Source organism: Rhodococcus sp. NBC_00297 (genome assembly GCF_036173065.1).
Taxonomy (GTDB): domain Bacteria; phylum Actinomycetota; class Actinomycetes; order Mycobacteriales; family Mycobacteriaceae; genus Rhodococcoides.
The window spans coordinates 3,383,258-3,395,665 of the sequence record NZ_CP108041.1 but is presented as its reverse complement, the minus strand read 5'-3'; the positions used below and the strand labels follow the sequence as shown (position 1 = coordinate 3,395,665).

General features: G+C 65.2%; 10 protein-coding genes and 1 pseudogene. 5 read left to right on the top strand and 6 right to left on the bottom strand.

The genetic code is table 11. From position 1 onward, the window contains the following. The first annotated feature begins 7 nt into the window (after positions 1 to 7). The 4 genes from OG947_RS15970 (at position 8) to OG947_RS15955 (ending at position 4,185) form a co-directional block, all read left to right on the top strand. The gene (locus OG947_RS15970; RefSeq protein WP_027504872.1) at positions 8 to 1,171 is read left to right on the top strand and encodes an acyl-CoA dehydrogenase family protein; all 1,164 of its coding nucleotides are present in this window, start codon (positions 8 to 10) and stop codon (positions 1,169 to 1,171) included. Further along, positions 1,168 to 1,983, top strand: a complete 816-nt coding sequence (locus OG947_RS15965) for an HpcH/HpaI aldolase/citrate lyase family protein (protein WP_037185149.1) — start codon at positions 1,168 to 1,170, stop codon at positions 1,981 to 1,983. Before OG947_RS15970 ends, OG947_RS15965 begins: the two co-directional genes overlap by 4 nt. A gap of 133 nt (positions 1,984 to 2,116) precedes the next feature. Next, positions 2,117 to 3,457, top strand: a complete 1,341-nt coding sequence (locus tag OG947_RS15960) for a hypothetical protein (protein WP_328812325.1) — start codon at positions 2,117 to 2,119, stop codon at positions 3,455 to 3,457. 20 nt (positions 3,458 to 3,477) lie between these two features. Then, entirely contained in the window at positions 3,478 to 4,185 is a 708-nt protein-coding gene (locus OG947_RS15955; protein ID WP_328812324.1) for an HD domain-containing protein, read from the top strand. 7 nt (positions 4,186 to 4,192) lie between these two features. Here OG947_RS15955 and OG947_RS22680 read toward each other — a convergent pair. The 6 genes and pseudogenes from OG947_RS22680 to chvE all read right to left on the bottom strand — a co-directional run. Next, positions 4,193 to 4,354 (bottom strand): annotated as a pseudogene (locus OG947_RS22680) (MazG nucleotide pyrophosphohydrolase domain-containing protein); the annotation flags it as partial. A gap of 51 nt (positions 4,355 to 4,405) precedes the next feature. Then, complete coding sequence (locus OG947_RS15950) at positions 4,406 to 6,151, bottom strand: TerD family protein (RefSeq protein WP_328812323.1); 1,746 nt, start codon at positions 6,149 to 6,151, stop codon at positions 4,406 to 4,408. 72 nt (positions 6,152 to 6,223) lie between these two features. Continuing rightward, a complete protein-coding gene (locus OG947_RS15945) occupies positions 6,224 to 7,210 on the bottom strand; it encodes a LacI family DNA-binding transcriptional regulator (RefSeq protein WP_328812322.1) in 987 nt (328 codons plus the stop codon). An 86-nt stretch (positions 7,211 to 7,296) separates the two neighbouring features. Then, the gene (gene mmsB, locus OG947_RS15940; protein WP_328812321.1) at positions 7,297 to 8,631 is read right to left on the bottom strand and encodes a multiple monosaccharide ABC transporter permease; all 1,335 of its coding nucleotides are present in this window, start codon (positions 8,629 to 8,631) and stop codon (positions 7,297 to 7,299) included. Beyond that, positions 8,628 to 10,166: a multiple monosaccharide ABC transporter ATP-binding protein gene (mmsA, locus tag OG947_RS15935; RefSeq protein ID WP_328812320.1), complete on the bottom strand. Its 1,539-nt coding sequence runs from the start codon at positions 10,164 to 10,166 to the stop codon at positions 8,628 to 8,630. Before mmsA ends, mmsB begins: the two co-directional genes overlap by 4 nt. 8 nt (positions 10,167 to 10,174) lie before the next feature. Beyond that, positions 10,175 to 11,311: a multiple monosaccharide ABC transporter substrate-binding protein gene (chvE, locus tag OG947_RS15930; RefSeq protein WP_056448189.1), complete on the bottom strand. Its 1,137-nt coding sequence runs from the start codon at positions 11,309 to 11,311 to the stop codon at positions 10,175 to 10,177. Between the two features lie 258 nt (positions 11,312 to 11,569). Here chvE and OG947_RS15925 point away from each other — a divergent pair, with 258 nt between their 5' ends. Beyond that, positions 11,570 to 12,376 carry an acyl-CoA thioesterase gene (locus OG947_RS15925; protein WP_328812319.1) on the top strand — a complete coding sequence of 269 codons (807 nt, stop codon included), beginning with the start codon at positions 11,570 to 11,572 and terminating at the stop codon, positions 12,374 to 12,376. Positions 12,377 to 12,408 lie beyond the last annotated feature (32 nt).

The following is a 12,408-nucleotide window of genomic DNA, read 5'->3' as shown; positions in this document are numbered from 1 at the left end:
CACCACCATGGATTTCACGTACGACGAACAGCAGACGGCGTTCCGTAAGGCATTGCGCACCTTCGTGGACAAGGAGATCGTCCCGGTCGCGAACGAATGGGAGAAGACCGGCCGCTACCCCACGGAGATCGTCGACCACATGAAGGCAATGGGCCTGTTCGGGATCACGACGCCGGAGGAGTACGGCGGCCTCGAACTCGACAAGGTCTCCTTCACTCTCGTCTACGAGGAGTTGGCGCGTGGATGGATGGGCATTGCCGGCATCGTCGGCAGCCACAACCTCTCGTGCTGGATGATCGCCAAGCACGGCACGGACGAGCAGAAGCAGTCTCTCCTCCCGAAGCTGGCCACGGGTGAGTGGCGCACCGGCGTCGGCCTCACCGAGCCAGGTGCGGGCACGGACCTGCAGGGCATCAAGACCACCGCCAAGCGCGACGGCGACCACTACGTCGTGAACGGCGCGAAGACGTGGATCACCAACGCGCGGCATGCGAACGTCCTGCCCGTGCTGGTGAAGACCGACACCTCCGCCACACCTCCCCACAAGGGCATGAGCCTGCTGCTCATCGACACCACCAGTGAGGGTTTCGAGGTCCAGCGTGACATGGGCAAGCTCGGTTACAAGGGCACCGAGTCGTGTGAGATCAGCTTCGACAACGTTCGGGTGCCGGTCGACGCACTCCTCGGCGGCGTCGAGGGCCGTGGACTGCAGCAGGCGTTGTCTGGACTCGAGATCGGTCGACTCAACATCGCGGGTCGCAGTGTGGGAATCGCGCAGGCGGCCTACGACGCCGCGCTGCAGTACGCGAAGGAGCGCACCGCCTTCGGGCAGCCCATCGCCGAGTTCCAGGCGATCCAGTTGAAGATCGCCGACATCGCCACGCAGCTGCAGGCGGCCCGACTCATGACCTACTGGGCTGCATCGCAGGCAGATTCGGGCAAGCGCGTCGACATGGAGGCGGGCATGGCCAAGTACTTCGCGTCGGAGGCCGCCATCACCGCCAGCCTCGAGGCCATGCGCATTCACGGCGGCTACGGCTACTCGACCGAGTTCGTCGTCGAGCGTCTCTACCGCGACGCGCCGCTCATGGCCATCGGCGAGGGAACCAACGACATCATGCGCACCGTCATCGCGAAGTCGTTGGTCGCGGGATCGAGCGTGATCGGGTGAGTGGGGCGCTCACCTACCTCTACGTCCCCGGCGACATGCCGGCCCGCTTCGACAAGGCGCTCGCCTCGGGTGCGGACGCCGTCGTGCTCGATCTCGAGGATGCAGTCGCTCTGCGGGACAAGGACTCCGCACGCGCGGAGGTCGCCGCCTGGGTCGCTACGTGCGAGCCCGGTGACGTCGAGGTGTGGGTGCGCGTCAACCCGGGCCCGCTGCAGGAGGCCGACATTCGCGCGGTGGCGCATGCCCGGCTGACCGGGGTGTGGCTCCCCAAGGTGGGGTCACCCGAGGAGATCGCGATCGCCGATCGGGTGCTCGCCGACGTGTGTCCACACGCCGCGGTGTCGCCGTTGCTCGAGACGGGTGCGGCGCTGTTCGACGCGCTGGCCATCGCGCAAGGACCCCGCGTGCGCTTCCTGCAGATCGGTGAGGCCGATCTCGCCGTCGACCTCGGTATCGACGGCGAATCGGACCCCAGCGCGCTGCTGTTCGCGCGGTCACAGGTGGTCGCGGCCAGCGCCGCCGCAGGCCTCCTCCCCCCGCTGGGGGCCGTGTCCCGCAACTTCCGCGACCTCGACGCGTTCACCGCGGACACGCAGTCGCTGTCGCGTCTCGGCTTCGTGGGCCGCGCGTGCATCCACCCGGCCCAGGTCCCGGCGGCGCGCGCGGTGTTCGAGCCCACGCCCGAGGACGTCACCCGAGCACGCGCCGTGCTCTCCGCCCTCGAGTCCGGTGGGGCCGGGGTCGACCAGGACGGTCACCTCATCGACGAGGCAGTCGCGAAGCGGGCACGACGGGTGATGGAGCGCGCGTAGAGGGCAAGTGGGTTCGGGCTCGAAACATGTCGGTGCCCTGCTGTAAACAGTGAGTAGGCAGACGGATGATTCCTGCCACCGACGCTCGGTTCTCCGACGTCGAGCTAGCTGTTCGCACAGAATCGAGAACCCCATGGACCACGACAGTCGCGGCTTGGGCGGTATCCCCGCCGGCAACCCCGGATTCACCGTCGCCGTCGAGATCGACCGGCCCTTCGACCAGATCGAACCGGACGAGTACCTCCGGCTGCTGCACCAGGTCGGTGACGACGCGGCCAGGATCGACCGATCCCTACTCGGTCATGCACGCGTCGTCCTCGACGTACCCGGCAGCGGATGGTGGGTCTCCGGACAGGCTGCTCTCCATGCTGTCGACAGGCTCGCAGAGGAGTGGAGCGTCCTCGGTGTCGAGACGAGCCGGTCGGACCTCTGGTCCACCAGCCCTCACATGGCCGACAGTCGCCTCCCCCGCACTCGCCGACTGCCGGCGAGTGAGGGCACCCGGTACACCGTCATCATCGAGATCGAGCCATTCGATGCCGATCACGGCGCTATCGAGCTCGCCCGGCACTTCCCGTTCGGCGAGCGCGCCGACGCCGTCGTCGCCGAGAACGGACTCGACCACATCATCGTGTCGAGGCGCGACCGCGACGTGTCCTGGGCCTGCCAGCTCACGGCGAAATCCTTGCACTCCATCAGTGGAGAGTGGTCCATCACGCGCATCAGAGCAGTCGAGACCGCGGTCTGGAAACGGGAGCACTCTCGTCCGAGCGTCGACAGGCGACCGACTGCAATCCCACAGTGGCAGTACGCACTCCGCATCGACGGCACCAGATGCGTCGTCGTCACCGACAAGGATGTCGACCTCGACAATTGGTACGCGAAATACACCAATTCAGACGGCATGTCGGGCGTCGAGCAGTTCTTCCACGGTCCCGCCTGGTTGACCGACGACGGTATCGCGAACCTTCGCAGGAACGGCGACGCCATCGACGCATGGATCGCTCCCCTGCCCAGCGGTGGCCTACTCGACAACATCACCGACGGATACGGCCGAGTTCTGCCCGTCGACGATTCCGACGGCACCGCAGCATGGTTGGTGGAATCGATGTTCGACAAGCCTGCCGGCCTCATCATCGAACTGGGCCCCAACGACTACGACCCCGACGACGAGGGCGACGTGTTCAACGCGCAGATCCACGTCCTCGACGACGGTGTGTACATGGTGCGACGATCGCGAGCCGTTCTCCAGCGACTCCGACTGGCCGACCATGGCGTCGAGGGGTTGGAGCTGGACCATTGGCATCACGACGATCATTTCGACGACTGCACGGACGGCTACCTGTTCACCCGTGACACGCAGCTGATCGCCAACGCGTGCGTCTCGTGGTTCCGCCAGAACGGTGTCACGGACAAGCGCAGTTCCCTGGGATGCTCGTACGAATTCGTCGACCACCTCCCCCGCACTTCCTGACCTCCGACCGAAAGGACACCATGCCGTCGACGTCCGATGCCATCACCCGCGCAGTGCGCGATGTTCCTCTGAAAGACATGGATCCATCGTTACTCGCCCACGCCATTCGCAACGAGGTAGGTAGCCGCGGACTCGACACCTCCGCTCTGCAGGATGCGCTCGCTGTGGCGTCGTACGCCCACTTGATGCAGCGCCGCACCGCTCGCGGTGACCAGATCAACGACCCCTACATCACTCATCCGTCTCGAAATGTGCTGCGAATGAGCAGGTACGGGTGTTCGCAGCTCGATGTTCTGGTGGCTACGGCCCTTCACGACACCGTCGAGGACCAGTCCGACCGCATCGTCGATGTACTCGGTGGCTCGACTGCACTCGGCGCTATCGAAACCCACTTCGGCACGGAAGTCGCCAGACTCGTCGATGCCGTGACCACCCCGCCGAAGAACGGCCAGGATCGCGCAACGCAGTACGCCGAACACGTGACGACTGTAATCCGCGATCCCAAGGTCTTCCTGGTCAAGGTGTCCGACTTCGTCGACAACGCCGGCAGTCTCAAGTATCTCGCGGACGACGCCAAGCGCACGAAGCTGCTGCGCAAGTACGCGCCCCTGGTCGAGATCTTCGAGGCGGCCGCCACCGAGCACGGCGAGGCGCTAGGACTGACGGCGGACGGGATGGAGGATCTGCGCGGTCACCTGGCGTCCATCAAGGAACAGGCCAGAGGCTGATACCGCGTCATTCCAACCGAACGCGATCTGCGAAGCCACCGCGCCGCTCCCGCTTGTCCGCCGCTAGGGCGGCCACATCAGCCATCGTGAGCCCTAGGGACGTCGCCAGACAACTGACGACCTCGAACACGTCCGCCAGCTCTTCCGGCCGGTCGTCGCGACCGGCGCGTCGGAACTCGTCGGCGGTTGCGCCACGCGCGGATGGTGGTGCGGGCGCTGATCAGTCGTCGACAACGACTCCGTACCGGGTTGCCAGAGCGGCGAGACCATCGTCGTACCCCTGCCCCACTGCTCGGAATCTCCACGCGGTGCCCCGCCGGTAGATCTCAGTCAGAATGAGACTCCGCTCGGTGGTTGCGGCATCCAACACTGCAGTGGCGATACGCGACTCGGGCGTGGAGAGCGAGATCGATACCGCACCGACATCACCGAACGTGTGCTCGTTCTCGATCGCCGCGGCGATCACGATGCGCTCGATGTCGTCGGGCACGACACTCAGATCGATGCGGACGCCCTGCTCGCTGTCCCCGTCGAGGGACAGCACCACTGCCCCGTCGGACGTCGACGGGGCGTTGTAGAACACGAAGTCTTCGTCGCTGGACACCACGTCATCCGCTGTCGTCAGGAATGCGACCACGTCGACGGCGATGGGGTCGGCGGCAGCGGCGCGCCATGATGCATCCACAGTCACCACGGTGGTGTTCTCCGGCAGATCGACGACGCCGCCCCGCGGAACGAGTGGGGTCAGTGTCCGCCGGGTCCTCACCTCGATGCGCGGAGTCACCTCGTCGAGGTTCAATGCTCTGTCCACGTCGATCGAGGACAGCGTCGTCAACTGTCGTTCCCGTACGCGCGGCATACGCGGGTCACCGTCGCCGTGGGACAGCAGGAGTACGTCGGTCACGCCTGCACTCAGATTGACGGCAGGGGTGGCGCCCAGTTGGATCAATCGTGACCGCATGAGCACCGACTCGGCGTGGGATCCGCCCATCACCAGGACACGGCGAGTCGACCAGGGTGCGGCGGACGGGGTGGGCAGAGGCATCGTCGCGACGACGGGCTTCCGCGGACCCTTTCGGGTGCCGGGGCGGACGGCGCGCATCAGATCGTGCAGCACGTACTCCGTAATTACCGGAATGCCCTGCGAGCGCGCCCGAGTCACCTTCACACTCTCCGACGCAGAATCGGAACAGACGACGACGCTGGTGTACCTACTGACGGAGTTCATCACGTCGAGCCCGGCATCGGTCAACTGCTCGGCCAGACGCAGTCGCGGGGTGCGCGTGTCGCCGCTGATGACGACGCGCATCCCTCTGATCAACCCGTGCGCGACATCGAGCCGTCCGGGGTTCTCCCAGGGGCACTGCGTTCGAGGGATGGAGTCCGGGTAGAGGGTCAGGCGGTCACTGCAGGTGACGACCGGGAGCGGCAGATCGAGTGAGCGCGCGAGCCGAGAGCTGTGGGTGAAGATCTGCGCCAGGACGCGGGCGTCGTCGTACGCGTCGTGCGCCTGGGACTGCATCACCTTCCAGTGCGCAGCGAGGGTGGACAGCTTGTGATTCGAGAGGTCCGGCTGGAGTCGTCGGGACAGAGCCAAGGTGCACAGCCGCTGACGCGTCGGCATGTCCAGACCGGCCCGCATCGATTCGAGCTTCAGGAATCCGTGGTCGAAGCTGGCGTTGTGAGCCACCATCGTGCGCCCGTCGAGCATCGACATGAGGTGCGGCGCGATGTCTTCGAAGCGCGGAGCACCGGCCAGCCGCTCGGGTGTCAGGTTGTGAATGTGGACCGGCCCGGGATCGCACCCGGGATTGACGAGTGTCGACATCTCACTCCCGACCCGTCCGTGATCGTCCAGGGTCAGGGCAGCAACACTCAACACCCGGTCACGGTTCGCCTTCAGCCCTGACGTCTCGACGTCGACCACGACCCAGCGGTCGTCGGGCACCGAGGTTGCACTGCGCATGGACATCCACCTTCGCGAGGAAACAGACTGCCCGGTCACTATGCATGATGACCACGACATCGCGCCCGCCCGTCAGTCGGGCGGCGTACCGGTACTCGCTCGAGTCACCAACCTGGGCGCAATGCTGAACCGCCGGGTACTTCGGGTGCCGGACTCGATCTGTGCGAGCAGGATCTCGACGCTCCGGATCCCCACTTCGCCGAATTCCTGACGGATCGTGGTCAGGGGAGGCGAGTAGAACTCGGCGTCGGGCACGTCGTCGAAGCCCACCACGCTGACATCGCGCGGAACGCTCCGGCCGGCGGCGTCGAAGGCGCGGAGCACCCCGAGGGCCATGGAGTCGTTTCCCGCGAACACCGCGGTGACGCCCGCGATCTGCGCCAGGACAGTGCCGGCGGCGCACCCCGATTTGGCGGTCCAGTCCCCGTTCAACATCGGCGGCGGGTCGATACCCCTGTCCTCGTGAGCCATTCGCCAGCCGCTCACCCGGTCGGCCGCCTCGTACCAGCCGAGCGGACCTGCCACGTGCCACACCTCGCGGTGCCCGAGCTCCAACAGGTGCGACGTGGCTTCTCGCGCTCCCGCGACCTGGTCGACGGACACGACGGCCAGTTCCCCGGCGGGCGAGCCCTCCACCGCGACGAGGGGAAGGTCCCCGGCCAGTCCGGCGATGTCGCCGTTGTCGGTTCGCAGAGGCGCGATCACGACGACGCCGTCGACACCTTGCTTCTGCAACCGACGGACGCACGCATTGATCGCGTCCTCGTCGAGCGACGTCGGGACGCCCACCAGTACCGAGTAACCAGCCTGTCGGGCAGCACGTTCGACGCTGTACAACGTCGAGACCGGTCCGTGCAAAGCATGACCGGTCCCGACGATGCCGATAGTGCGGTTGCTGCCGGTGACCAACGCACGAGCAGCGGTGTTGGGCCGATACCCGAGCTGTGTGATCGCTTGGTTGACCCGAGCTCTCGTTGCTTCGGTGACGTTCGGGTGACCGTTGATCACGCGGGACACGGTCTGGTGGGACACGCCTGCGAGTCGGGCCACGTCTGTCATGGCCGGTCCACGTGTCGGCGTCATCGTCCCCCCGTTCGCTCGATGGTCGTACCTGATCTCAGCACGCCCGAGCGCTTCATGCCTATTTAGTTGGGCGTGGAGGGTGGCACGGTGACGGCCGGGCCGGGTGCGGACGGGGTGGTGCCGCCCAGCATCTCGGCCGGAACCGGGAGACCCATGTAAGTGGACGGTGCCGGTTTCTCGGCCTTGTCGGGTCCACCTCCGCGTCCGCTGGCGGCTCGACGCTTCGTCCAGATGTCGAAGGCGACGGCCGCGAGAAGGACGAGGCCCTTGACCAACTGGACTCGCTCGCTGGGTGATCCGATGAGGGACATTCCGCTGTTGATGACGGCGATGATCAGTCCGCCGGTCAGAGCGCCGACGATGCGACCGACACCGCCCTGCACCGCTGCACCACCGATGAAGGCGGCCGCGATGGCGTCGAGCTCGAATCCGTTACCCGCAGTGGGACCGGCCTGGTTGAGTCGCCCGGCGAAGATGATTCCCGCCAGGGCCGACAGCACACCCATGTTGACGAAGAGCCAGAACGTGACCGGCTTGACCTTGATGCCCGACAGCGATGCGGCGTGGATGTTGCCGCCGATGGCGTAGACGTGGCGACCGAATACCGTTCGACCGGCCAGCGTGGAGTACCCCATGACGAGCACGGCGAGGAGGATCAAGACGTACGGCAAGTTCTTGAAGCGCGCCAGCTGAACAGCAATGGCGAGCACGAGAAGTCCGGCGAAGGTGAGCTTGGCGATGAACAGCGGCAACGCATCGACGACCTGACCGTACTTCTGCCGGCCCATGCGGGTCCGCCACTGGCTGAGCACGATTCCGACGATGGCAGCGATGGCGACCAGCAGCGTGAAGATGTCGGCTCCGCCCAGGGGTCCGAGGCCGACGTTGCCGAGGAATCCGGGGAGGAAGCCGTTGGACAGTGTCCGCACCGGTCCGGGGAACGGCCCGATGCCCTGGTTGCCCAGCACGATGAGGGTGACGGCGCGGAAGACGAGCATGCCGGCCAGCGTGACGATGAACGCGGGGATGCCGAAGTACGCGACCCAGTAGCCCTGCCACGCTCCGATCAGTCCGCCCACGACCAGCGTGATCAGCACTGCCAGCGGCCATGGCACGTTCTGTTGAACCATGAGGACACCCGCGATGGCGCCGGTGGCCGCGACCACCGATCCCACGGACAGGTCGATGTGGCCGGCGATGATGATCACGACCATGCCGATGGCCAGGATCAGGATGTAGGAGTTCTGCACCACCATGTTGCTGATGTTCTGCGGCACCAGGAGTTGGCCACCGGTGAGCGCGGTGAAGAGCAGGATGATCAACGCGAACGCGATGAAGATTCCGCTCTGGCGGAGGTTTCGCGTGAGCAGCCCCCGGACGGTCGACAGCTGATTCATCGAAGTACTCCTGTTCCACGGGTCATGAGATGCATGAGAGATTCCTGCGTCGCGTCCTCCCGAGTCACCTCACCGGTGATGCGGCCTGCGGACAGCGCGTAGATCCGATCGCACAGCCCCAACAGTTCGGGCAGCTCGGACGAGATCACGAGAACGGCCTTTCCTGCATCGGCGAGGCTGTTGATGATCGAATAGATTTCGAACTTGGCGCCGACGTCGATCCCTCGCGTCGGCTCGTCGAGGATGAGCACGTCCGGATCGCTGAAGATCCACTTGCTCAACACGACCTTCTGTTGGTTGCCACCGGACAGCTTGCCGACGACGGCGTCCACGTTGGGGGCCTTGATGTTCATGCTCTTGCGGAAACCCTCGGCAACCTCGTACTCGTGGTTGTCGTCGACGAATCCGTGTGCGACCAACTTGTCCAGGGCCGCGGTGGAGATGTTGCGCTTGATGTCGTCGATCAGATTGAGGCCGTAACGCTTGCGATCTTCGGTCGCGTACGCGAGTCCGTGCTCGATCGCGTCGTTGACGGACTTGACGTGAATCTCTTTGCCGTACTTGTACAACCGTCCGGAAATGTCCGTGCCGTAGCTGCGCCCGAAGACGCTCATGGCCAGTTCCGTGCGGCCGGCACCCATCAGCCCGGCTAGACCGACGATCTCCCCGCGACGGAGCGTCAGATTCGCCTTGTCCACGACGGTCCGACCGTGCTGGGTGGGGCTGTGCACGGTCCAGTCCTCGATCCGCAGCACCTCCTCTCCCACCGTGGATTCGTGCGGCGGGAAGCGGTGCTCGAGATCGCGGCCGACCATGAGCGAGATGATGCGATCCTCGGTGACATCCGGGTTGCGCATGTCCAGCGTCTCGATGGTCCGACCGTCCCGGATGATCGTGGTCCGGTCGGCGATGGCCGCGATCTCGTTGAGCTTGTGCGAGATGATCACGCACGTGATGCCCTCGTCCCGCAGACCGCGCAGCAATTCGAGGAGGTGGGTGGAATCCGAATCGTTCAGTGCTGCGGTCGGTTCGTCGAGAATCAGCAGCGTCACGTCCTTGGACAGTGCCTTCGCGATCTCCACGAGTTGCTGCTTTCCGACACCGAGGTCGTTGACGACGGTGACCGGGTTCTCCCGCAGCCCTACACGGTTCAGTAGGGCTGCGGCCTCGGAGTTGGTGCGGTTCCAGTCGATGAACCCACGCTTGGACCGCTCGTTGCCGAGGAAGATGTTCTCGGCGATCGACAGATACGGACTGAGCGCGAGTTCCTGGTGGATGATGACGATGCCCTTGGCTTCGCTGCTCCGGATGTCGGAGAACTCGCAGGCCTGACCGTCGAACACGATGTCGCCGTCGAATGTGTCATGGGGATACACACCCGACAGAACCTTCATGAGCGTGGACTTTCCCGCGCCGTTCTCGCCGCAGATCGCGTGTATTTCGCCGCGCTCCACCGTCAAGGTGACATCCTGCAGTGCTTTCACGCCCGGGAACGTCTTGGTGATCCCGCGCATTTCCAAGATCTGACTCGTCATCGCCGAACTCACTTCAATTGATCCTCGGTGTAGTAGCCGCCGTCGACGAGGAGCTTCTCGTAGTTGTCCTTGTAGACGATCTCGGGCTGCAGCAGGTAGGCGGGAACGACCTTCTCACCGTTGTCGTAATCGGTCGTGTTGTTGGTCTCGGGGGTCTGGCCCTCGAGAACTGCCTGTGCCATCTGGATGGTGACCGCCGCCAATTCGCGGGTGTCCTTGTAGATGGTGGCGTACTGCTCACCGGCGATGATCGACTTGACCGACGGAACCTCGGCGTCCTGGCCGGTGACGATCGGGTACGGCTGTCCGGCGGTTCCGTAGCCGTTGCTCTTCAGCGCGGACAGGATTCCGATCGACAGGCCGTCGTACGGGGACAGCACGCCCTGCACCTTCTGGCCCGACGAGTACGTCTTGGTCAGCAGGTCTTCCATGCGCTTCTGAGCGGTCGCCGGGTCCCACCGAAGGGTTGCGGCCGTCTCGAAGTCGGACTCGCCGCTGCCGATCTTCAGGGTTCCCTTGTCCAGGTACGGCTTCAGGGTCTCCATGGCACCGTCGAAGAAGAAGGTGGCGTTGTTGTCGTCGGGCGAACCGGCGAAGACCTCGATGTTGAACGGGCCGGCGGGGGCATCGGCCTTGTCGGTGCCGTCCTCGTTCTTCAAGCCCAGGCCGACCAGCAGCGAGGTGGCCTGGTCGACGCCGACCTTGTAGTTGTCGAAGGTGGCGTAGTAGTCGACGTTCGGCGAGTTGCGGATCAGGCGGTCGTACGCGATGACGCCGATGCCGTTGTCCTTGGCTTCCTGCAGCTGCGTGGTGATGGCGGTGCCGTCCACGGAGGCGACGATCAGCAGCTTCGCGCCCTGGGTGATCTGGTTCTCGATCTGGTTGACCTGGGTGGGGATGTCGTTCTCCGCGTACTGCAGATCGACCTTGTAGCCCTTCGACTCCAGCGCGCTCTTCAGGTTGTCGCCGTCGGCGATCCACCGGGCGGACGACTTCGTCGGCATCGTGACGCCGATCAGAGCGCCGGCCGTGTCGCCTCCCGCCGAGGGGGCGACGTCGGCAGTCTTCGTGCTGGACCCGCACGCGGTCACCGTGATCGCTATCGCCACCGCGGCCGCAGCCACCGGTAGGTGTCGGAACTTCATCGTGTCTCCTCGGGTGGTGGCTGGTCGGCAGGGACGGCATTCGATTCGCCGTGCTGCGGATCATGCTGCTGTCGAGTGGTGTGAATCACACCGCCCAGCGAGTGTGAGCGATAACATCAGAGATGTCAACGGGTCCTCCGAACTGCACTTTGCGACGTGTTAGCGCTAACAGAATCCGCCAGTCGACCCGCGGTGTCACGACCCCGCTCAGACCACCGTTATGCTTCGGTGCATACAACTACCGAATCAGGACGACTCATGACTTACCCCGGATCGCACGCCTTCGACGACGGCCTCACCCTCGAGCCTCTGGGCGACGGTCGCTACCGCGGCCGGACCTCCGCGCCGTACAACAACATGGTCGGCCCCTTCGGCGGGCTCACCGCCGCGACGCTGGTCCGGGCCGTCGAGCTTCATCCCGATCGACTGGGCGACCCGGTGACGCTGACCGTGAACTTCGCGGGGCCCATCGCCGAGGGCGAGTTCGAGATCTCCACTCGCGCCGTGCGGACGAATCGCAGCAACCAGCACTGGTACCTGGAGCTGAGCCAGGACGGCACGGTCGCCACCACCGCGACCGCGGTCTTCGGTACGCGCCGCACCACCTGGGACGCCCTCGAGTCGTCGCCGCCCGCGATGCCCGACCCCGCGGACGTCGACACGGTCGACTTCCCCGAGTTCATCGCCTGGGCGAACAACTACGAGATGCGGTTCACCGCCGGTGCATTGACCGAGACGGAGTCCGCCGATTCCGTTGCGAAGCTGTGGGTCCGGGACTCTCCCCCGCGTCCGATGGACTTCGCGTCCCTGACGTCGATGAGCGACATCTTCTACCCGCGGGTCTTCCAGCGGCGCGGGAAGTACGTCGCCGCCGGAACCATCTCGCTCACCGTGCACTACTTCGCGACGGCGGAGGATCTGGCGGCTCAGTCCGACGGGTACGTCCTCGGGACCGCGCACGCACGACGATTCCATCAGGGCTACTTCGACCAGACCGCCGAGCTGTGGAGCACCAGCGGCACTCTCCTCGCCACCGGACACCAGGTCGTCTACTACAAGGACTGATATCGGGTCCCTGCCGAGCCGCAGTGTGCACA

Bases quoted from the DNA above. Each gene is read 5' to 3' on its own strand.
- OG947_RS15970 (WP_027504872.1), top strand. From the start codon at position 8: ATGGATTTCACGTACGACGAACAGCAGACGGCGTTCCGTAAGGCATTG.
- OG947_RS15960 (WP_328812325.1), top strand. From the start codon at position 2,117: ATGGACCACGACAGTCGCGGCTTGGGCGGTATCCCCGCCGGCAACCCC.
- OG947_RS15955 (WP_328812324.1), top strand. From the start codon at position 3,478: ATGCCGTCGACGTCCGATGCCATCACCCGCGCAGTGCGCGATGTTCCT.
- OG947_RS15950 (WP_328812323.1), bottom strand. From the start codon at position 6,151: ATGCGCAGTGCAACCTCGGTGCCCGACGACCGCTGGGTCGTGGTCGAC.
- OG947_RS15945 (WP_328812322.1), bottom strand. From the start codon at position 7,210: ATGACAGACGTGGCCCGACTCGCAGGCGTGTCCCACCAGACCGTGTCC.
- mmsB (WP_328812321.1), bottom strand. From the start codon at position 8,631: ATGAATCAGCTGTCGACCGTCCGGGGGCTGCTCACGCGAAACCTCCGC.
- mmsA (WP_328812320.1), bottom strand. From the start codon at position 10,166: ATGACGAGTCAGATCTTGGAAATGCGCGGGATCACCAAGACGTTCCCG.
- chvE (WP_056448189.1), bottom strand. From the start codon at position 11,311: ATGAAGTTCCGACACCTACCGGTGGCTGCGGCCGCGGTGGCGATAGCG.
- OG947_RS15925 (WP_328812319.1), top strand. From the start codon at position 11,570: ATGACTTACCCCGGATCGCACGCCTTCGACGACGGCCTCACCCTCGAG.